Source organism: Hydrogenophaga sp. L310, assembly GCF_055703065.1.
Map to the genome: position 1 here is coordinate 1 of NZ_JBVPZA010000028.1, position 19602 is coordinate 19602.

Genomic DNA, 19602 nt, shown 5'->3' on the forward strand with positions numbered 1-19602 from the left:
TGACCTTGCCCTCGTTTGGTGTAGCTCTTAGCCCGACGATTACGCGGCCTTTTTGCGCTGTGCCTCGTACCAGCGTTGCTCGAACTGCATCGGGCTGAGGTAGCCCAGCGAGGAATGAAGCCGGCGGTGATTGTAGAAAGCCATCCAGTCCATCACAGCCTGTTTGGCCTGCTCTCGCGTGGCGAACTTGTGCCCATGCACGCTGGCCGTTTTCAGGCGGCCCCAGAAGCTCTCGGTCGGCGCGTTGTCCCAGCAGTTGCCCTTCCTGCTCATCGAGGAACGCATCTTCCAGTCTTTCAAAGCATCCTGGAATTCGCCGCTGCAATACTGGCTGCCCCTGTCGCTGTGGAATATCAGACCAGTCGGCGGGCGCCGCCGCCACCACGCCATGGCCAGCGCGTCCTTGACCAGGCCCGCCTGCATGTGCGGCTGCAGGCTCCAGCCCACCACCTGACGGCTGAACAGGTCGATGACCGCAGCCAGGTACAGCCAGCCCTCGTCGGTGGCGATGTAGGTGATGTCTCCACTCCACAGCTGGTTGGGTGCCTCGGGGGTAAAGCGCCGCTGCACCAGGTCTGGTGCCACCGGCAGACTGTGGCGGCTGTCGGTGGTGACCACAAACTTGCGCTTGGTTCTGGCACGGATACCGTGCTGCTGCATCAACTTGCGCACCCTGTCCTTGCCCACCCGGATGCCCCTGGCCAGCAGTTCCTTGTGCATCCGAGGCCAGCCGTATTCCCCCTTGACCTCGGCGTGGATGGCGCGGATGTGTGCCAGCAGTGCTTCGTCGCTGTGGCGCCCGCCGGGCCTGCCAGCGATGTCCTGTGGGCGGCGCAGCCAGTTGAAGTAGCCGCTGGCGCTGACCTCCAGCACGCCGCAGGAGACGCTCACCGGGTACTGCTGCCTCATTTGGTGAATCCAGGCGTACCTCGCAGCGTGTCCTGCGCGAAGTACGCCGCGGCTTTTTTTGCGATGTCGCGCTCCATCCTCAGGCGCGCAACTTCCGCTCGCAAACGCGCTATCTCCATCTGCTCGGGCGAGACCCCCACGGCCTTGTTATCGCCCCCAGCGCCGCTCAACGCGCCTTTGGCTGCCTGGCGAACCCAATTGCCCAGACTGGCCTTGGGGATCCCCAACACCTTGGCCACCACAGCAATGGCCTGACCGGCGCTCACCTGACGGACCGCCTCCAACTTGAACTCCTGCGTGTACTGCGCACGCACCTGCTTTGCTGCTGTCATTCCTTGACTCCTTGTCGGTATTTTCAACAAGGACTAAGAACTCCACTTTTCAGGGGCAAGGTCACCCTGAAACAGGATGGCTACTAGAAGTTGTAGGTTTCATTCAGCTCGTCCCAGTCGGTGCAAGCCACACTGAAATGGGGCGGCTACTAGAAGCCGGATTACGTGGTGGTGTCGGCCAAGTCGGTGCAAGCCACCCTAGAAATTGGGCGGCTGTTGAAAAGTCATGATCCCGGTTCATTTGCCGGTATCGCTGTGAGCCATCCACCAACGGATGGCTGTTTGCTTTCGCGATACTCGAATCCCTGCCCTCCAAGGAAGCGTCCATGTTCCGTTCAGTCGACCAGGCCAATTTCCACGCCATTGTGGCGCGCCACATGGCGCAACCCGATGCGCCGCTGCTGCTGGAGGGCAGCACCGGCCTGGGCAAGACGCGGGCGCTGCTGGCCGCGGTGATGCAGGCCGCAGCCGAGGGGCGGCGCATCACCCTCGCCCTGCCCAGCCACCAGTTGATCGATCAGTGCCTCGCCTCCACCGACCTCGCGGCCACACGGCAGCCGGGCGTGAACGTGGTGGCGTTCCGGCCATCGCGGTGGTTCGAGGCGCGGGCCGACTACGTGGCCCAGCGCGAGGCGGCGATGGCGGCGCCGGTGATGCTGTGCACCAGCGCGGCGGTGATCATTGACCGGCGGCTGGGCGGCGCCTACAACGGCGCCAGCGAGCGGGACTACCTGCTGTTTGACGAGGCCGACCAGCTGCCCGACGCGGCCGCGCTGCAGAGTGACCGCGAGATCTCATCGGCCACGCTGCAGAGGCTGGGTGTGGTACCCGGAACAAGCGCTCTGAGTGCTGCGCAGGCCCTCACCAGCGTCTTGCAACACGCGGGGGCCGAACCCGAAACCCGCGCGGCGGCGCTGCTGATGCAGGACGCCCTGAACGAACCAGCTTGGTACCACCGCGTGGGCTGGACCGACGAGGGCGGCCTGATGCTGTACCACCAGATGCCAGGGCGCCTGCTCCAGCGCCTCGCCAACCGGCCGGGCGTGGCATTCATCAGCGCCACGCTCACCGTGGGCGGGCAGATGGACGACTTCAAGCGGGCGCTCGGCATCGCGCAACAGAGCGCGCTGTCGGGCGTGATCGAGCCCGAGCGCCACGGGGCGCTCGACTTTGTGGTCACCGAGGTCGAGGTGGACACGCCCGAGTGGCTGGCCCGCACCACTGCGGCCATTGAAGCCGCACAGCTGGGCGGCCCGGTGCTGGTGGCGACGCCGAGCCATGCGCTGGCGCAACAACTGGGCGGGCTGCTGCCGGGCACCACGGTGCGCCGCGCCGACGAAACCACCGGCGAAGCGGCGGCGCGCATGGGCACGAGCCGGGTCCTGATCGCGGCGGGCGCATGGGCCGGGCTGGACACCCCCGTGGTGTGGAAGAGCATCGTGATTCCGCGGGTGCCGTTTGAACGCCCGGTGGTGCTCGACGGCCAGGTGGAGAGCCGCTACGTGGACACCCGCAACACCGCCGTGCGCCGCATGCGCCAAGTGATCGGGCGGGGACTTCGTTCGCCCGATGCGAGCTGCACGGTGCACATCCTGGACAGCCGCTACACCCGGATCGAGGCCTTTGTGCCCCCGCGCTTTCGCGCGCAGTGGGCGCAGCGGCAACGCTTTTCCGAAGGCGCACGGGCGGAAGTGACGCTGTCGCGCATCGAGCGCGAACCGGCCGTGCGCAAGGCCGCGCTCGCGCACCACGGCAAGCGCTGCATGTGTTGTGGCTTCGTGCCCAAGGTGGACAGCCAGCTCGATGTGCACCACCTGCAGCCGCTGGGGGCCGGCGGCGAACGACTGACCGGTCTGGACGATGTGGCCGTGCTCTGCGCCAACTGCCACCGGCTGGCGCATTCTGAATCGCCGCCGCTGGCGCTGGCCGCGCTGCGCACGCTGCTGCTGACCTGAAGCCGGCCGCTCAAACCACGCTCAGAACCCCGATCAGCCAGGCCTCCACATCGGCCAGTTCGGTGTCGCTCACCTCATGCCCCATGGGGTAGCAATGCCAGTCCACCAGGTGCCCCATGACCTGCAAGGCGGTGCGCGCGGCCCGGGCGCGGTCGATGACGACCACCTCGTCCTGCTCGCCATGGGCCAGGAAGATCGGCAGGCGCTGGTTGGCGGCGTTGGACTCGGTCTGGAGCGTGCGGGCGCCCAGCGGCAGGTAACCCGAGAGCGCCACGATCGCGGCCAGGCGCTGGGGTGCGCGCAAACCCGTGTGCAGCGCGAGCACCGCGCCCTGCGAAAAGCCCATGAGCACGATGCGCTCGGACGGCATGCCTTGGGCCTGTTCCTGCTCGATCAGGGCCTGCACCATGGCCTGGGATTCGCGCAGGCCCGTTTCGTCCAGCGGCTGAGGGGCGTGGCGCCGGGTCTCCGGAGGCGCCGCGTCGTACCAGGCGTGCATGTCGGTGCCGTTGAGGCTCATGGTCCGCCAAGGCGCATCGGGGAACACACAGCGCACCGGCCCCACGGCAGCGAGGTCCATGCTGCGCAACAGGGGCATGAAGTCAGCGCCCGTGGTGCCCAGGCCATGCAACACGATGAGGCTGGCCACGGGCGTGGCGGCCGGGTCGCGCCCCGTCACAAATTCCTGCAGCGGGATGGTGTGGTGTTGAAAAAAAAGTCTGGCGCATTCATGCGGCCAGCATAAGCGCAGGTGTGCATCCGATGAAACGAAAACCGGCGTTCAGCGGCGCTGCGGTTGCATCCGGATGCAAACTTAACAAACAAACGCCAACTTGCCGCCGTTCACGGCGGTGGCGCGCTCAGCATGGTGCCAGAACCTGCAACAGGAAGCTGTTGAGGTCGGCCACTTCTTCCATGCACACCTCGTGCGCCATGGGGTAGCTGTGCCATTCCACCGGGTAACCCAGCGCCTTGAGCGCATCGCGAGCGGCTTCGCCGCGCTCCATGGTCACGACGTCGTCAATGCGGCCATGGGCCATGAACACCGGCAGGCCGCGGTTGGTATCGCTGATTTCAGCGCCCGTGCGGCTGGCCAACGGCAAATAGCCCGACAGCGCCACCAGCCCCGCCAGGCGCTGCGGTGCGCGCAGACCGGCGAGAAGCGACATGGCGCTGCCTTGTGAAAAACCCATGAGCACGGTGCGCCCGGCCGGCACGCCGCGCAGCGCTTCACGGTCCAGCAGCTGCTGCACGATGGCCTGCGATGCGCACAGGCCCGGTTCATCCTCGCGGCGGCCACCGGCGGGGTCGGGCGGGTAAATGTCGTACCACGAGCGCATCTCGTAACCACCGTTGATGCTGACCGGCTGCACCGGTGCGCTGGGGAAGACGAAGCGCACCGGCCCGATGGCGACAAGGTCGAGCTGCTGGGCGATCGGCACGAAGTCGCTGCCATCGGCGCCCAGGCCGTGCAGCACGATGATGCTGGCCGCAGGCTGGGCGGCAGGGTCACCGCCGGTGACGAATTCGATGAGTTCGATCGGGGGGTTGTGGGTGTTCATGCCGCCAGCATAGCGCCGGCCCGCCACTGCCGTCAGTGGGCGGCACCGGGCTCGATCAGGCCCATGGCTTCGAAGGTGGCGATGGACTGGCGAGCGCCGTCGCCCTGGGCCACCAGCAGTCGCCGGCGGGTGTCCAGCGCGCTGCGCTGGGCATCGAGCACATCCAGAAAACCCGAGAGACCGTTGTCGTACAGCACGCGGGCCTGTGCCACGGCGGCGCTGGCGGCGGCATGGCCTGTTTCCAGGGCCTGCGCGCGCTGACGCGCTCCGCTGGCCGCCACCAGGGCGGCTTCGGTCTGCTGCAAGGCCTGCAGCAGCGTTTGCCGGTAGATCTCCAGCGACTCCCGCACCACCGACTCGGCCACGGCCACCCCGGCACGGCGCTGGCCACCGTCGAACAGCGTGGCGTCGAGCACGGCTGCGATGCTGGCGGTGACGATGTCCAGCACCCCGCCACCGAACGCGCTGGAGGTGAGCGTGATCGAGCCCGGCAGGCGCAGGCGCGGGTACAGGTCGGCGCGCGCCACCCCCAGGTCGGCCGCTGCACCGGTCAGCGCCTGTTCGGCGGCGCGCAGGTCGGGCCGCAGACGCAGCAGGTTCAGCGGGCGCACCACCGTTTGCGCACCCGACAACGCGGGCAGGCGCACGGCTTCACCTCCTTCGAGCGCTGTGGGGCGCTCGCCGGCCAACACCTGCAGGGCAGCGCCTGCCTGGCGCACCCGGACGACCGCATCGGCTGCGTCTGCGGTCAGGGAAGCGGCTTCGGCTTCGGCGCGGTCCAGGTCCAGCTGCGGCGACAGACCGGCCCGCACCCGCACACGCACCACGCGCAACACCTCGGTTTGCAGGTCCAGGGCCCCGGCCAGCAGGCGTTGATCGAGCAGGGCCTCGCGCCAGGCCACATAGGCGCGCGCCGTCAGCGCAGCGACGGACAGGCGCGCGGCCTGCACCAGGTCCTCGGAGCGCAGCACGGCGGCCGCCGCCGAGCGTTCGGCCTGGCGCAAGCCACCCCAGAGGTCCAGATCCCATTCGACATCGATCGCTGCCGAGGGGTCGAGCGCGTGTGTGCCGGCGTCGCGGCGGCTGCGGCGCTCCAGCGCCAGTTCGCCGCCCACCTGCAGGCCCCGCTGGCCGCCCGCGCTGCGCAACAGGGCACGGGCCTGCACCGCGCGCTCACGCGCGATGGCGATGTCGGGGTTGAGGGCGAGCGCGCGCTCAACCCACAAGGCCAGTTCAGGATCGTCAAAACGCTGCCACCAGCGCAAGTCGGCCATCTGGGCGTCGGGCGCATCCGGCGGCGCGGCTTCGAAGCGGGTGGCCTGGTCCAGGCCGAGCGTCGGCAGGTCTGGCGCAGGTGGGGCGCTGGCGCAGGCCACCAGAGCACCACACAGCGCCAGAGCGGCCAGGTGTCCGCGCGCAGGCAGGGGCACATTCATACGGGTTCGTTCTGTTCGTTCACGGCGGCCTGTTTCATCTCGCGGGCCAGGTTTTCGGCCTGATGGGCACGGGGCTGGGCGAAACGCGCGATGCCGAGGTAGACCACCGGCGTGAGGAAGAGCGTGAACACGGCGGCGAGCGACAGGCCACCGAAAATCACCCAGCCAATGGCCGCACGCGACTCGGCGCCCGGGCCGCTGCCCAGCACCAGGGGCAGCGCACCCAGCACGGTGGAGGCCATGGTCATCATGATCGGGCGCAGGCGCGTGGCCGCGGCTTCCTGTGCGGCCTCCAGCACGCTGCGACCGGCGTCGCGCAACTGGTCGGCGAACTCCACCATCAGGATGCTGTTCTTCGCCATCACGCCCACCAGCAACAGCAGGCCGATCTGGCTGTAGATATTGACCGAGGTGCCGCTGAGCGCCATCGCGAAAACCGCCGCGGCCAGGCCGAAGGGCACACTGATCAGCACCACCGCGGCGCTGGTCACGCTTTCGAACTGCGCCACCAGCACCAGGAACACCACCAGCAGCGCAATGGCGAAGGTGATGAGCACGTCGCGCCCGGTCTGCTCCAGCGTGGCGGCATCACCGCGGAACAGCAGGCCCATGCCGGGCGGCAGCTCGGTGGCGGCGAGTGCGCGCAGATCGGTCACCGCCTGGGCCAGCGGCACACCGTCGGCGGCGACGGCACTGAGCTGCACCGCGCGGCGCTGGCCCAGGCGTTCCAGCTCGGAAGGAATGGCGGTTTCTTCAAAGCGCACGAACTGCGACAGCGGTACCAGGCGCGAGCCATCGGGTCCGCCGGCGCGCACGCTGTAGGCCAGCAGGTCCTGCGGGTCGGTGGCGCCTCGCGCGGTGGACTGCAGGATCACGGGCACCGTGCGGTCGTCCACATTGAGTTCGGCCACTTCGGTACCGTCCACCAGGGCGCGCAGCACGGTATCCAGCCCTTCGACCGGTACACCCAGGGCGGTGGCGCGTTCGCGGTCCACCTGCAGCGTGAGCTGTGGCTGCGAGGCGGTGTAGCTCACGCGCACGTCGCGCAAGCCGGGCAGCCGGTCTTCGATGGCGGCCGCGAAGGCGTAAGCGGCTTCGGCGATGCGGGGGTAGTCGTCGCCGGTGATGGCCATCTGCACGCTGCCGTCGCCACCACCCACGCCCAGGCTGTTGCCGCCGCGGATGCGCACGCGTGCGCCCGGCAGGTCGTTCAGCAGCGCCTGCACGCGCGCGGTCAGTTCGGCCTGCGATACGGTGCGTTCGCTCCAGTCGGTCAGCGGCGCAACGATCTCGGCGCGGTTGAAATCGAATCGGCCGGTGATGGTGAACAGGTTCTTCACCAGACCTTCGTCCTGCAACGGCCTCACCGCGGCCAGTGCGGCTTCGAGCTGGCGGTCGCTGTAGGCCAGGCCCACGCCGTCCGGGCCATCGAGCCGGATCGACAACACGCCGCGGTCTTCGGTGGGCGCGAGCTCCTGGTTCAACTGGGTGAAGGTGAACCCCGCGCCCACCGCCAGCAACACGCACACGCCGAAGACCCACCAGGCCCGCCCGAGGGCCCTGGCCAGCCAGCGGTCATAGGCGCCGATGCCGCGGTTGCCCCAGGCCGAGAGACGGCGCCACACCGGCCCGGGCGCGCGTGCCTCGGGCAGGCGCGAACTGATCATCGGTCCGAGCGAGAGGGCCACGAAGGACGAGATGGCCACCGCGATCGCCATCACGAAGCCGAACTCGGCAAACAGCCGTCCCGCGGCCGAAGGCAGGAAGGAGATGGGCACGAAGACCGAAACCAGGGTGGCCGTGGTCGCCACGATGGCAAAGAACACCTCGCGCGTGCCCAGCACCGCCGCAGCGCGCGGCAGCAGGCCCTGGCCGCGCCGGCGCTGGATGTTCTCCAGCACCACAATGGCGTCGTCCACCACCAGGCCGGTCGCCAGCAGCAGGGCCAGCAAGGTCAGCAGGTTGACCGAAAAACCCAGCATCCAGATGGCGCCCAGGGTGCCGATGAGCGCGACGGGAATGGCCACCACCGGCACCAGCGTGGCGCGCCACTGGCCCAGAAAAACACCGACCACGGCCACCACGATCAGCACCGCCAGGCCCAGACTGATCACCACCTCACGGATCGCACCGCTGATGAAGACGGCGTCGTCCGACACCACCGACACGGTCAGGTCGCCACTGTTCTGGTTGAGGCGATCGACCACGGCGCGCACGCCCTCGGAAATGGCCACGCTGTTCGATTGCGCCTGCCGCACCACCCCCAGGCTGATCACCGCCTCGCCGTTCAGGCGCACATAGGACGTGGCATCGGCCGGACCGTAGAACACGTCGGCCACATCGCCCAGCGCCAGGGCAGGGTTCAGGCGCAGCGCGCGCAGTTGCGCCGGTGTGGTGACCGAGGCGTTGGCGCGCACCAGCACTTCCTGGTTGCTGGATTCCAGGCTGCCTGCGGGCACGTCCACGCGCGCGCTGCGCAGCAAGGTGGCGATGTCGTCCACCGACACGTTGTAGGCGGCCAGACGCAAGGGGTCGATGCGCACCCGCATGACGCGCTGGCGCGTGCCGAACAGCGTGATGTCGGCCACGCCCTCCACCGAAACCAGCTCGGCTTCGATCTGTTCTTCCACCACACGCGAGAGCTCGTCCACCGCCAGCGTGCGGCTGGAAACCGCCAGCTGCATCACCGGATCGGCGTCGGCGTCGGCCTTGATCACGGTGAGGTTTTCCACGCCGCTGGGCAGGCTGCGCTGCACCCGCGCGACCGCATCGCGCACGTCGTTGGCGGCGGTCACCAGGTCCACGCCGGGGTTGAATTCGATGATGACGCGCAGATTGCCTTCTTCACTGGACGAACGCACCAGGTACACGCCCGGCACCCTGGAGGCGGCGCCTTCGAGCAGGCGGGTCACCTCGGCATCGAGTGTCTCGGGTGCGGCGCCCGGGTAGTTGGCAACCACCGCGACAATGGGCCGGTCGATGTTGGGCAGCTCGCGCACCTCCACCCCCATCCAGGCGCCCAGGCCGGCAATCACGATCAGCAGGTTGATCACGATCACCAGCCAGGGCCGGCGGATGGAGAGGGCGGGCAGGTCGCTGGCGCGGTCGTCAGTCATGCGGGACTGCTCTCACGATCCGTTGCCGACCACGCGCACCGGCCGGCCCGCGCGCAGGCGCTGCACGCCTTCGACCACCACCGCTTCACCCGCCTTCAGTTCGCTGTCGATCAGTACGCGGCCAGCGGTGCGTCGCACCGGGCGCGCAGCGACCTGTACCGCGTTCCCGTCGCGCACGGCCCAGACAAAGGAACCTTCGCGGCCCCATTGCAAGGCCAGTTCCGGCACGCTCACATAGGCCTGGCCGGGCAACTCGAGCTTCACCTGGAACGACATGCCCGATCGCAGCGCATCGTCCTTGTTGGGCAGCCTGGCGCGCACCCGCACGTTGCGGGTGGTCGGGTCGACACGGCTGTCGATCTCGGTGATCTCGCCATCAAAGCTTCTCTGAGGATAGGCCGGGTTGACCGCCGTCAGAGACTGCCTGGCGGCCACGCGAGACAGGTAGGCTTCTGGCACTTCAAAGTCGAGCCGCAAGTCGCGCTGGTCGTCGAGCGTGACCAATGCCGTGTCGGTGCTGACCCGGTCGCCAACCCCCACGCTGGCCAGGCCCACCACCCCTTCGAAGGGCGCACGCACCACACGATCGGCCACGGCTTCGCCCGCCTGCTTACGTTCGATCTGCGCGGCGCGCAGGGCAGCGCGGGCCTCGTCCACCACGCTCTCGGGCACCGCGCCGGTACCGCGCGTGCCTTCGTAGCGCCGCGCCAGCGCTTGCGCCGCGTCGACGCGTGCCGCCGCCAGGTCGGCCGCCAGCCGCTGGCTGCGGTCCACCAGGCGGAGCAGCACCTGCCCTGCCTTCACGCGCTGGCCGGTTCGAAAGCCGAGCTGGGCCACTTCGCCAGCCACGGCCGGGTACAGCGTGACCGACTGTCGCGCCACACCACTGCCAAGGACGTTGAGGGTGACGTTGTCGCTGGCCTCGGTGCTGGTGGCCACGATCACGGGTGGGGCAACGGGTGCCGCGGTAGGGGTCTGAGCGCGGGCAGCAACGGCTCCGTTGAAGAACAGACCCCAGGCCATGGCCAGCGCGATGAAGGGTGGTGAACGGAACAAGGTGGTGCAGACAAAAAAAGAGGCCGCTGCTGCGGCCCGTTGACCCATCACAGGACACCCGGTTGGTGCGCCGGCGCCGTGTGCTGGCAGATGGATGCACGCCCGGCACCAGAGTTCCCGTGGAGCGCCGCAAAGTATCGCACCTCGACCGCAGCGATGCGCTGCCGGTCCCGTCGGCCCCCTCGAACAGGTGAAACCCTCTAAACACCGGCACGCCCACTTGGTAAATTGGAAAGTTCACACACCCTCCAGGAGACAAGAACATGCCCAAAATCGCGCCCGACCTGCTTGCCCTGCAACGCCTCTACCACTGGGAGCAGACCGCCCCGTCCCGCGTCACCCTGACCCAGCCCATGGGCAACGGTGCCACGCAGACCTGGACCTGGGCCCAGGTGGCCGACCAGACGCGGCGCATGGCCGCCCACCTGCAGGCACAGGGCTGGGAGCCGGGTTCGAAGATCGCCATCCTGTCGAAGAACTGCGCCTGGTGGCTCATGAGCGATCTGGCGATCTGGATGGCCGGGTATGTGTCGGTGCCGCTGTACCCCACGCTGGCGCACGACACGGTGAACCAGATCCTCACGCACAGCGAGGCCAAGGCCTGCTTCGTGGGCAAGCTCGACGGCTGGGAGGGCATGAAGTCCGGCGTGCCGGCCGGCCTGCCCTGCATCAGCTACCCGCTGTCGCCGGCCGACGCGATCGCGGCCTATGACGGCTGGGACGCCATCGTGGCGCGCACCGCGCCGCTGTCCGGCCAGCCGACCCGCGCACCCGACGAGCTGGCGACGCTGATCTACACCTCGGGCACCACCGGGCGACCCAAGGGCGTCATGCACAGCTTCGACAACTTCGCCTGGGCCATCACCAGCGGCCTGAAGCGCGTGCCGATGTCGGGCGAGGACCGCATGCTCTCCTACCTGCCGCTGGCGCACGTGGTCGAGCGCGTGCTGGTCGAACACGGCTGGTTGCAGACCGGCATGAGCCTGTATTTCGCCGAATCGCTCGACACCTTTGCCGCCGACCTGCAGCGCGCACGGCCGACCATCTTCTTCTCGGTGCCACGCCTGTGGGTGAAGTTCCAGCAGGGCGTGCACCACAAGCTGCCCCCGGCCAAGCTGCAGCGCCTGCTGGGCATTCCACTGATCGGCGGCCTGGTGCGCAAGAAGGTGAAAAAAGCACTGGGACTGGACCAGTGCCGCTTTGCCGCCGGTGGCGCCGCGCCCATGCCGATGGAGCTGCTGCAGTGGTACAGCCGTCTCGGCCTGCACATCAACGAGGGCTACGGCATGACCGAGAACCTCGCGGTCTCGCACATCACCATTCCCGGCCAGAACCAGCAGGGCTCGGTCGGACCAACCTACGACGGCGTGGAACACCGCATCGACCCGCAGAACGGCGAAATCCAGATGCGCAGCCCGGCACTGATGCTGGGTTACTACAAGGAGCCGGAGCAGACGCGCGACGCCTTCACGCCCGACGGCTGGCTGCACACCGGCGACAAGGGCCGCATCGACGCCCAGGGCAACCTGCACATCACCGGCCGGGTGAAAGACCTGTTCAAGACCAGCAAGGGCAAATACGTCGCGCCCGCGCCGATCGAAGACCGGCTGGTGATGCACGAGGCGGTGGAAGCCTGCGTGGTCACCGGCGCCAACCTGGGGCAGCCCCTGGGCATCGTGATGCTCAACGCCGAGGCGGTTGCACGGACGGGCGACCCCGTCGCGCGCCGCGCGCTGGAGGCCTCGCTGGCGCAACACCTGCTGCACATCAACGCCACGCTCGACCCGCACGAACAGCTGCAGTGCATCGTGATGGTGACCAGCGCCTGGACCGTGGACAACGACGTCATCACGCCGACCTTCAAGGTCAAGCGCAACCGCATCGAAGAGCTGTACGCGAAACACTACGAAGCCTGGGAAACCGCGGGACAGCCGGTCGTCTGGTCGGACTTCTGAAACCGGCCACCGGACAAAACAGTCGGGCCATCGGGAATAAACGGTCTCGCTGCGGTGTTCACCGCGTGTCAGTCCCTGTTTAACCCCTGTTCAAGGAGCCTGCTCATGCAACGCCGATCCCTCCTGTTTTCCACCTCTGCCACCCTGCTGCTGGGGGCGTCCCTGCTCGTGGGCTGCGCCGGCCCCCGGGGCATGGGTGGTCCCGGTCACCCCGGCATGATGAAGCGCCACGGCTACGGCATGGCGGCCCCGGCCACCGCGCCCGCTGGCGCTCCCATGGTGGCCAATGGCCTGTTGACCGGCCCCAACGGCATGACGCTCTACACCTTCGACCGCGACATGGCCGGCAGTGGCAAGAGTGTCTGCAACGGTCCCTGCGCCACCAACTGGCCGCCGCTGATGGCCGGCAACGCCGCACCCGCCGGTGACTACAGCGTGGTCACGCGCGATGACGGTGGCAAACAGCTGGCCTACAAAGGCAAGCCGCTGTACTACTGGGTCAAGGACACCAAGCCCGGCGACATGACCGGCGACGGTTTCAACGGTGTCTGGCACGTCGTCAAGCCCTGAAAGCGGCCAGGTTTGGGCCCGGAAGGCGCGCTGACCCACATCCCCCGACTGCGGCGCTATGCGCGCCTGCTCACGGGGGATGCCAGCCGTGCCGACGACCTGGTGCAGGACACGCTGGAACGGGCCTGCCACAAGTGGTCGCTGTGGCGCCCGCGCGAAGACGGCAGCGGCCTGCGCGGCTGGCTGCTCGCGCTGATGCACAACCTGTACCTGAACCAGGTGCGTGACACGGTGCACGAGCGCCAGGCGGTGGAACTGGACGAGGGCAACGAGCCCAGCCACGACCCGTTCCTGCACACGCCCGAACGGCTGGACCTGGAACAGGCGCTGCGCCAGCTCAGCCCCGCGCTGCGCGAGGTGGTGTTGCTGGTGTGTGTGGAAGAACTGCCCTACGCAGAAGCCGCCCAGGTGCTGGGCGTGCCGGCGGGCACGGTGATGTCGCGGCTGTCGCGCGGACGCGAACAGCTGCGCCAACTGATGGACGGTGGAGCACCGGTTCAGACCCGGACACACCGGTTGAAGATCGTGAAATGAAAACGCCTTGCGCATGACCCCCGACAACCCCACTCCCGTGACCGACGCCGAGCTGCACGCCTGGGTGGACGGCCAGTTGCTCCCCGGGTTCGTCCCGGTGGTGTCGGACTGGCTGTTGCAACACCCCGACGCCGCCGCCCGGGTCCAGGCCTGGCAGGCCCAGCGCCTGGGCCTGCAGGCGCTGCAGCGCGGTGTGCTCGATGAACCCGTGCCGCTGGCGCTGGCGCGCGCCACCCGGCCGCGCCGCTCGCGGCCCTGGCTGCAGGGCCTGGTGGCCAGCCTGATGCTGGGCCTGGGCTTCGCGGGCGGCTGGTGGCTGCGCCCGGCCGGCTCGCCATTGGCCAGTACGGGCGAGCCGGGTTTCGTGCAGGAAGCGCGCGTGGCGCACGCGGTGTATGTGCCCGAAAAACGCCATGCGGTCGAGGTCGGTGTGCAGGAGCAGACGCACCTGGTGCAGTGGCTGTCGCGCCGCCTGGGCACGCCGCTGAAGGCGCCGCTGCTGGAAGACCAGGGTTTTGGCCTGATGGGCGGGCGCCTGCTGCCCGGCCAGGCGGGCGAACCGCGCGCGCTGTTCATGTACGAGAACCCCGAGGCCGGGCGCATCACGCTGCATGTCTCGGTGCTGCCGGGTGACGCCGCCCCGGCGCCGGCGGCGTTCCGCTTCGCGCGTGTGGGTCAGACCGAAACTTTTTACTGGATCGAGGGCTCGCTCGGCTACGCGCTCAGCGGCGACCTGCCCCGGGAACGGCTGGCGCAGCTGGCCGACGCGGTCTACCGGCAGCTGCAGCAGCCCGGCGCCCTGCCCGGCTGAGACCGCTCAGGCTTGCGCCAGCGCCTGCACGTGGTGGCGCAGGTGGTCTTCCATGAAGGTGCTGATGAAGTAATAGCCGTGGTCGTAACCGGCGTGACGGCGCAGCGTGAGCGGCTGGCCGGCCTGCGCGCAGGCGGCTTCAAAAGCTTCGGGGTACAGCTGTTCGGCCAGGAATTTGTCGGCCAGACCCTGGTCGATCAGGATGCCGCCCGGGTACGGAGCGGTCTTCTGCGCGGCCATGAGCCGGCTGGCATCGTGTTCGACCCAGGCACTCTCGTCCTGTCCCAGGTAACCGGTGAACGCCTTGTGGCCCCAGGGGCATCTGGTGGGCGCGCAGATGGGCGCAAACGCCGAGAGGCTGCGGAACACGCCCGGGTGGCGCAGCGCCAGGGTGAGCGCGCCGTGGCCGCCCATGGAGTGACCGAACAGGCCCAGGCGTTCACTGTCCAGATGGAACTCGGCCGTCACCGCCGGCAGCAGTTCTTTCAGCAGGTAACTCTCCATGCACCAGTGACCAGACCAGGGCGCCTGCGTCGCGTCGAGGTAGAAGCCGGCGCCAACGCCGAAGTCCCAGTGGTGGTCTTCGCTGTCCACGCCGGTGTTGCGCGGGCTGGTGTCGGGCATCAGCAACGCCAGGCCGAGCTGCGCGGCCAGACGCTGCGCACCCGCTTTCATGGAGAAGGTTTCTTCGGTGCAGGTCAGGCCCGCCAGGAAAGTGAGCAAAGGCACTTTTTGCCCGGCCAGCGCCTGCGGCGGCAGGAACAGCGCAAAACCCATCGGCAAGCCGATCTCGCTCGATGCGTGTTTGTAGAAACGCTGCACGCCGCCGAAGCAGCCGTGTTCGCTGACCAGTTCAAGGCGCTCAAAACCCATGGTTTTTTTCTCCGTGAGGGTGCCCGCCTTCAACGGCGGATCAGTTCCAGTATGGCGTCGGCAAAGACACGCGGCGCTTCCTGCGGCAGGTTGTGGCCCACACCGGGCAGGATGCGGTGCGACCTGGGTCCGGTGAAGCGGTGGGCGTTGGCCTGTTCCGGCTCGGCCGGCCGCACGCCGTCCGCCTCACCGTCCAGCGTGATGACGGGCACGCCGATCACCGGCTGCGCGGCCAGGCGGCGCTCCACCTCGGCCACCGCCGGGTCGCCCGGCACCAGGCCGAAGCGGTGGCGGTAGGAGTGGATGACCACGTCGACGAAATCGGGGTTGTCGAAAGCGGCCGCGCTGCGGTCGAAGGCGGCGTCGTCGAAAGCCCAGGTGGGCGACCACATCTGCCAGAGCAGCTTGCAGAGCGCGCGCCGGTCCTGCTGCAGCGCGGCGCGGCCGCGCTCGCTGTGGAACAGGTACTGGTACCAGAGCCGGTGTTCGTTGGCCGGCGTGTCCGGCACCAGGGCGCGCGCGATGTTCTGGATGTTGTAGCTGTTGACCGAGACCAGCCCCGCGCAGCGTTCGGGCCACAGGGCCGCCACCACGCAGGCCGCGCGGCCGCCCCAGTCGTAGCCGGCCAGCACGGCGCGATCAATGTGCAGCGCATTCAGCAGCGCCAGCAGATCGGCCCCCAGCACCGCCTGCTCGCCGGAGCGGGGCGTCGAGGTTTCCAGGAACCGCGTGGCACCGAAACCGCGCAGGTACGGCACCACCACGCGGCAGCCGGCGTCGGCCAGCATCGGCGCGACGTCGGCGTACGCGTGGATGTCGTAGGGGAAGCCGTGCATCAGCAGCACCGGCGGGCCGTCGACGGGCCCGGCCAGGTGGCAGGCCACCTCCAGCACGCCGGCGCGCACGCGGGTGTCGGCGTTCAGGGTGGGCAGCGCCATGGCGAGCTCAGAGGCTGAGAGTCTCTTAGAACTCGACCACCGAACGGATCGACTCACCGCTCTTCATCAGGTCGAAGCCCTTGTTGATGTCTTCCAGCTTGAGCTTGTGGGTGATGAGATCGTCGATGTTGATCTTGCCTTCCATGTACCAGTCCACGATCTTGGGTACGTCGGTGCGGCCGCGCGCGCCGCCGAAGGCCGAGCCTTCCCATTTGCGACCGGTGACGAGCTGGAACGGGCGCGTGCTGATCTCGGCGCCGGCCTCGGCCACGCCAATGATGATGCTGCGGCCCCAGCCTTTGTGGGTGCACTCCAGCGCGTCGCGCATGACCTTGGTGTTGCCGATGCATTCGAAGCTGTAGTCGGCGCCGCCGTCGGTGAGCTGCACGATGGCGTCAACGACGTTGGCGTGGTCCTTGGGGTTGATGAAGTGCGTCATGCCGAACTTGCGCGCCATGGCTTCGCGCGCGGGATTCAGGTCCACGCCGATGATCTTGTCGGCGCCCACCATCTTCGCGCCCTGGATCACGTTCAGACCGATGCCGCCGAGGCCGAACACCACCACGTTGGCGCCCGCCTCCACCTTGGCGGTGAAGATGACGGCGCCGATGCCGGTGGTGACGCCGCAGCCGATGTAGCAGACCTTGTCGAACGGCGCGTCTTCACGGATCTTGGCCAGCGAGATTTCGGCCGCCACGGTGTAGTTGCTGAAGGTGCTGGTGCCCATGTAATGGAAGATGGGCTGGCCGTCGAGGCTGAAGCGGCTGGTGGCGTCGGGCATCAGGCCCTTGCCCTGCGTGCCGCGGATCAGCTGGCAGAGGTTGGTCTTGCGGCTCAGGCAGAACTTGCACTGGCGGCATTCGGGGGTGTAGAGCGGGATGACGTGGTCGCCCTTCTTGAGCGAGGTCACGCCGGGGCCCACGTCCACCACGATGCCCGCGCCTTCATGGCCCAGGATGGCCGGGAAGATGCCTTCGGGGTCGGCACCCGAGAGCGTGTAGTAGTCGGTGTGGCAGATGCCGGTGGCCTTGATCTCGACCAGCACTTCGCCGAATTTCGGGCCTTCCAGGTCCACGGTTTCGATGGTCAGTGGCTGGCCTGCTTTCCAGGCGACGGCGGCTTTGGTTTTCATGGTCTGCGGCAATGGTGGTTGGACAACCGCACAAGCGTACCGCAGAACGACCACGCCGACCCCTGGCCCACATCGGCAGGCCGGCGCGAAATGCCCAGACCCAGAACACCGCGGAACTGGCTTCGCCAGGCCGCAGGGGTTGCCCCTGGGGGGTAGCGCGAAGCGCTGCGGGGGGGTCAATCCGTCCGTGCGCCGTCCATGAACCACTGCGCAAACAGGGCACGCTCTGCGTCGGTCAGGCCGGTGGCGTTGTTCATGGGCATGGCCTTCATGAGCACCACCTGCTGGTAGATCATCAGCGCATGCTGCTTGACGGCGGCTGGCTGGTCCAGGCGCACCCCCTTGGACTGCAGGGCTTCGCCGTGGCACATCACGCAGCGCTGCTCGATCACCGGCCTGAGTTCGGCGTAGCCCACCGTGTCGGGCACCGCCACGGCCACCACCGGCGCGGGCCTGAGCCAGACGATGAGCGCGAGCAACGCCACCACGCCCACCGCCGCGTAGGGCCAGGGGTGGGCGTTGCGGCCGAGCTTGAAGCCGTGGCGCATGACGAAGAACTGGCGGATGGCGGCGCCGGCAAACATCATGCCGATGAGGATCAGCCAGTTGTGTTCGTTCGCGTAGGTGAAGCTGTAGTGGTTGCTCAGCATGGCGAACAGCACCGGCAGCGTGAAGTAGGTGTTGTGCACGCTGCGCTGTTTGCCGCGCTGGCCGTGGATCGGGTCCACCGGGCGGCCGGCCTTCATGTCGGCCACCATGGTGCGCTGGCCGGGGATGATCCAGAAGAACACGTTGGCGCTCATGGCGGTGGCGAGCATGGCGCCCACCAGCAGGAAGGCGGCGCGGCCGGCGAACATCTGCGTGGCCGCGTAAGACGCGATGCAGACCAGCACCAGCACCAGTGCGCCGACCTTGGCGTCGCCGTTCTGCGTCTGGCCCAGGGTGCGGCAGATGGCGTCGTAGGCGAACCAGAACACCACCAGGAAAGCCAGCGCCGCTGCAATGGCGCCGGCCGGGCTCCACTGCATGATGTTGGGGTCGATCAGGTAGACGCTGGGGCTCCAGAGGTAGGAGATCAGGAACAGCGCAAAGCCGGAGAGCCAGGTGGAATAGCTCTCCCAGTAAAACCAGTGCAGGTGCTCGGGCAGCTGGGGCGGTGCGCCACCGAACTTGACCGGGTGGTAAAAGCCACCGCCGTGCAGCGCCCAGAGTTCGCCGCTGACACCGTCTTTCTTCAGCTGCTCGTCTTCGGGCGGCGTGAGGCTGCTGTCGAGAAAGACGAAATAGAAGGAGGAGCCGATCCAGGCGATGGCGACGATCACGTGCAGCCATCGCAACAGCAGGTTGGCCCAGTCGAGCAGGTAAGTTTCCATGGCACCTCAACACAAGGACGGACTTGCCGTCAGGGTTTGCGACTCACCACCGCGGGCGCTCTGAGCCGACTGAGGGCCGCGTTTGAGCGTCGATGCTGTTGAACGACGCCCGCTCCGCTGCGACCAGATCGCCAAATTGTATACACTTTTTGCAAACAGTCGTCTGCGTGATAACCCGCAGATTCCGCTTCGTTTCAGCCCTTGGCAGCCCCGGGCCGGACTAGGGCCTGTTAACACATCCGAAGTCCATCAGCGACGAGGACGAAGCTGATGAAGCCCAGGAACATGAGATCGAGTTTCTCGAAGCGCGAGAAGATCCGGCGATAACCCTTGAGCCTGCGAAACAGGCGCTCGACCTCATTGCGACGCTTGTACATCTCGCGGTCGTACTCCCAAGGTTCGATGCGCGTCTTTATCGGTGGCACCACTGGAATGAAACCCAGATCCAGTGCCAGCTGCCGTGTCTCGTTGCCTTCGTAGGCACGGTCCATCAACAAATGCACCGGCCTGCTGGCCGGCCCAAGACTGCTGAGCAGGCGCCGGCCTTCGGGTGCGTCGTGCGCCTGCCCAGGCGAGAGACAGAACGTCACGGCCGTTCGAGCATCCGCGGCAACCATATGAATCTTGGTGTTCCATCCCCCTCGGGACTTTCCGATGGACTGCGGACCGTTTTTTTTAACGCCCCCGTGCCATCGGGATGGACCTTGATGCTCGTGGAGTCGAGCGAGACCGCTTCGATCTTGATGCGCACGACCTGCGCTCGCTGCAACTCCTCGAACATGCGATCAAGTACACCGGCCTTGGTCCAGCGGTTCATGCGCGTGTAGATGGTATGCCAGTTGCCAAACCGCTTGGGCAGTCCGCGCCACTTGCAGCCATGCTCGGCCACATAGAGGATCGCATTGACCACCTGCAGGTTGCTCAGGCTGACGTTGCCACGCTGCTTGGGCAGGCAGTGCTCAATCGTGGCGAATTGCTCGGGCGTGATCTCCATGCCCCGGAGTATCCGCCGCAGTGGACGCAATCGCTATTAGTGTTAACACGCCCTAG

16 protein-coding genes are annotated in these 19602 nt (G+C 67.7%); 5 read left to right on the forward strand and 11 right to left on the reverse strand.

From position 1 onward, the window contains the following. Positions 1-39: 39 nt before the first annotated feature. A protein-coding gene (locus AC0GNO_RS23140) for an IS3 family transposase (RefSeq protein ID WP_472903721.1) occupies positions 40-1241 on the reverse strand; the annotation gives its coding sequence in 2 pieces (ribosomal slippage) (positions 40-971 and positions 971-1241; 1203 coding nt in all). Between the two features lie 326 nt (positions 1242-1567). On the opposite strand from AC0GNO_RS23140, the gene AC0GNO_RS23145 reads away from it, so the two are divergent. Further along, positions 1568-3196, forward strand: a complete 1629-nt coding sequence (locus AC0GNO_RS23145; RefSeq protein WP_472905678.1) for an HNH endonuclease — start codon at positions 1568-1570, stop codon at positions 3194-3196. A 10-nt stretch (positions 3197-3206) separates the two neighbouring features. Here AC0GNO_RS23145 and AC0GNO_RS23150 read toward each other — a convergent pair whose 3' ends face one another. The 5 genes from AC0GNO_RS23150 to AC0GNO_RS23170 form a co-directional block, all read right to left on the reverse strand. After that, positions 3207-3875: an alpha/beta hydrolase gene (locus tag AC0GNO_RS23150; RefSeq protein ID WP_472905679.1), complete on the reverse strand. Its 669-nt coding sequence runs from the start codon at positions 3873-3875 to the stop codon at positions 3207-3209. Between the two features lie 181 nt (positions 3876-4056). Further along, the gene (locus AC0GNO_RS23155) at positions 4057-4758 is read right to left on the reverse strand and encodes an alpha/beta hydrolase (protein ID WP_472905680.1); all 702 of its coding nucleotides are present in this window, start codon (positions 4756-4758) and stop codon (positions 4057-4059) included. Positions 4759-4790: 32 nt separating this feature from the next. Continuing rightward, positions 4791-6194 (reverse strand): efflux transporter outer membrane subunit, encoded by a 1404-nt coding sequence (locus tag AC0GNO_RS23160; protein ID WP_472905681.1) that lies wholly within the window; start codon positions 6192-6194, stop codon positions 4791-4793. Then, positions 6191-9310, reverse strand: a complete 3120-nt coding sequence (locus AC0GNO_RS23165; RefSeq protein WP_472905682.1) for an efflux RND transporter permease subunit — start codon at positions 9308-9310, stop codon at positions 6191-6193. Before AC0GNO_RS23165 ends, AC0GNO_RS23160 begins: the two co-directional genes overlap by 4 nt. 12 nt (positions 9311-9322) lie before the next feature. Then, on the reverse strand, positions 9323-10366 hold the full coding sequence (locus AC0GNO_RS23170; RefSeq protein ID WP_472905683.1) for an efflux RND transporter periplasmic adaptor subunit: 1044 nt from the start codon (positions 10364-10366) through the stop codon (positions 9323-9325). Positions 10367-10629: 263 nt separating this feature from the next. On the opposite strand from AC0GNO_RS23170, the gene AC0GNO_RS23175 reads away from it, so the two are divergent. From AC0GNO_RS23175 to AC0GNO_RS23190, 4 genes are all read left to right on the forward strand, one after another. Continuing rightward, positions 10630-12321, forward strand: a complete 1692-nt coding sequence (locus AC0GNO_RS23175; protein WP_472905684.1) for an AMP-binding protein — start codon at positions 10630-10632, stop codon at positions 12319-12321. A 240-nt stretch (positions 12322-12561) separates the two neighbouring features. Further along, entirely contained in the window at positions 12562-12891 is a 330-nt protein-coding gene (locus tag AC0GNO_RS23180; protein ID WP_472905690.1) for a COG4315 family predicted lipoprotein, read from the forward strand. Positions 12892-12903: 12 nt separating this feature from the next. After that, positions 12904-13425, forward strand: a complete 522-nt coding sequence (locus AC0GNO_RS23185; protein WP_472889512.1) for an RNA polymerase sigma factor — start codon at positions 12904-12906, stop codon at positions 13423-13425. A gap of 13 nt (positions 13426-13438) precedes the next feature. After that, positions 13439-14236 (forward strand): anti-sigma factor family protein, encoded by a 798-nt coding sequence (locus AC0GNO_RS23190; RefSeq protein WP_472905685.1) that lies wholly within the window; start codon positions 13439-13441, stop codon positions 14234-14236. 6 nt (positions 14237-14242) lie between these two features. Here AC0GNO_RS23190 and fghA read toward each other — a convergent pair whose 3' ends face one another. From fghA to AC0GNO_RS23215, 5 genes are all read right to left on the reverse strand, one after another. Beyond that, on the reverse strand, positions 14243-15109 hold the full coding sequence (gene fghA, locus AC0GNO_RS23195; RefSeq protein ID WP_472905686.1) for an S-formylglutathione hydrolase: 867 nt from the start codon (positions 15107-15109) through the stop codon (positions 14243-14245). A 29-nt stretch (positions 15110-15138) separates the two neighbouring features. Next, positions 15139-16047, reverse strand: a complete 909-nt coding sequence (locus AC0GNO_RS23200; protein ID WP_472905687.1) for an alpha/beta fold hydrolase — start codon at positions 16045-16047, stop codon at positions 15139-15141. Between the two features lie 25 nt (positions 16048-16072). Then, a complete protein-coding gene (locus AC0GNO_RS23205; RefSeq protein ID WP_472905688.1) occupies positions 16073-17179 on the reverse strand; it encodes an S-(hydroxymethyl)glutathione dehydrogenase/class III alcohol dehydrogenase in 1107 nt (368 codons plus the stop codon). Positions 17180-17355: 176 nt separating this feature from the next. Continuing rightward, positions 17356-18552, reverse strand: a complete 1197-nt coding sequence (locus tag AC0GNO_RS23210; protein WP_472905689.1) for a urate hydroxylase PuuD — start codon at positions 18550-18552, stop codon at positions 17356-17358. A gap of 230 nt (positions 18553-18782) precedes the next feature. Then, a protein-coding gene (locus AC0GNO_RS23215) for an IS5 family transposase (RefSeq protein ID WP_472903710.1) occupies positions 18783-19546 on the reverse strand; the annotation gives its coding sequence in 2 pieces (ribosomal slippage) (positions 18783-19231 and positions 19231-19546; 765 coding nt in all). Between the last annotated feature and the right edge of the window lie 56 nt (positions 19547-19602).

Coding starts and splice junctions, on each gene's coding strand:
- AC0GNO_RS23145 (WP_472905678.1), top strand. CDS start 1,568: ATGTTCCGTTCAGTCGACCAGGCCAATTTCCACGCCATTGTGGCGCGC.
- AC0GNO_RS23155 (WP_472905680.1), bottom strand. CDS start 4,758: ATGAACACCCACAACCCCCCGATCGAACTCATCGAATTCGTCACCGGC.
- AC0GNO_RS23160 (WP_472905681.1), bottom strand. CDS start 6,194: ATGAATGTGCCCCTGCCTGCGCGCGGACACCTGGCCGCTCTGGCGCTG.
- AC0GNO_RS23165 (WP_472905682.1), bottom strand. CDS start 9,310: ATGACTGACGACCGCGCCAGCGACCTGCCCGCCCTCTCCATCCGCCGG.
- AC0GNO_RS23175 (WP_472905684.1), top strand. CDS start 10,630: ATGCCCAAAATCGCGCCCGACCTGCTTGCCCTGCAACGCCTCTACCAC.
- AC0GNO_RS23180 (WP_472905690.1), top strand. CDS start 12,562: ATGGCGGCCCCGGCCACCGCGCCCGCTGGCGCTCCCATGGTGGCCAAT.
- AC0GNO_RS23190 (WP_472905685.1), top strand. CDS start 13,439: ATGACCCCCGACAACCCCACTCCCGTGACCGACGCCGAGCTGCACGCC.
- fghA (WP_472905686.1), bottom strand. CDS start 15,109: ATGGGTTTTGAGCGCCTTGAACTGGTCAGCGAACACGGCTGCTTCGGC.
- AC0GNO_RS23200 (WP_472905687.1), bottom strand. CDS start 16,047: ATGGCGCTGCCCACCCTGAACGCCGACACCCGCGTGCGCGCCGGCGTG.
- AC0GNO_RS23205 (WP_472905688.1), bottom strand. CDS start 17,179: ATGAAAACCAAAGCCGCCGTCGCCTGGAAAGCAGGCCAGCCACTGACC.
- AC0GNO_RS23210 (WP_472905689.1), bottom strand. CDS start 18,552: ATGGAAACTTACCTGCTCGACTGGGCCAACCTGCTGTTGCGATGGCTG.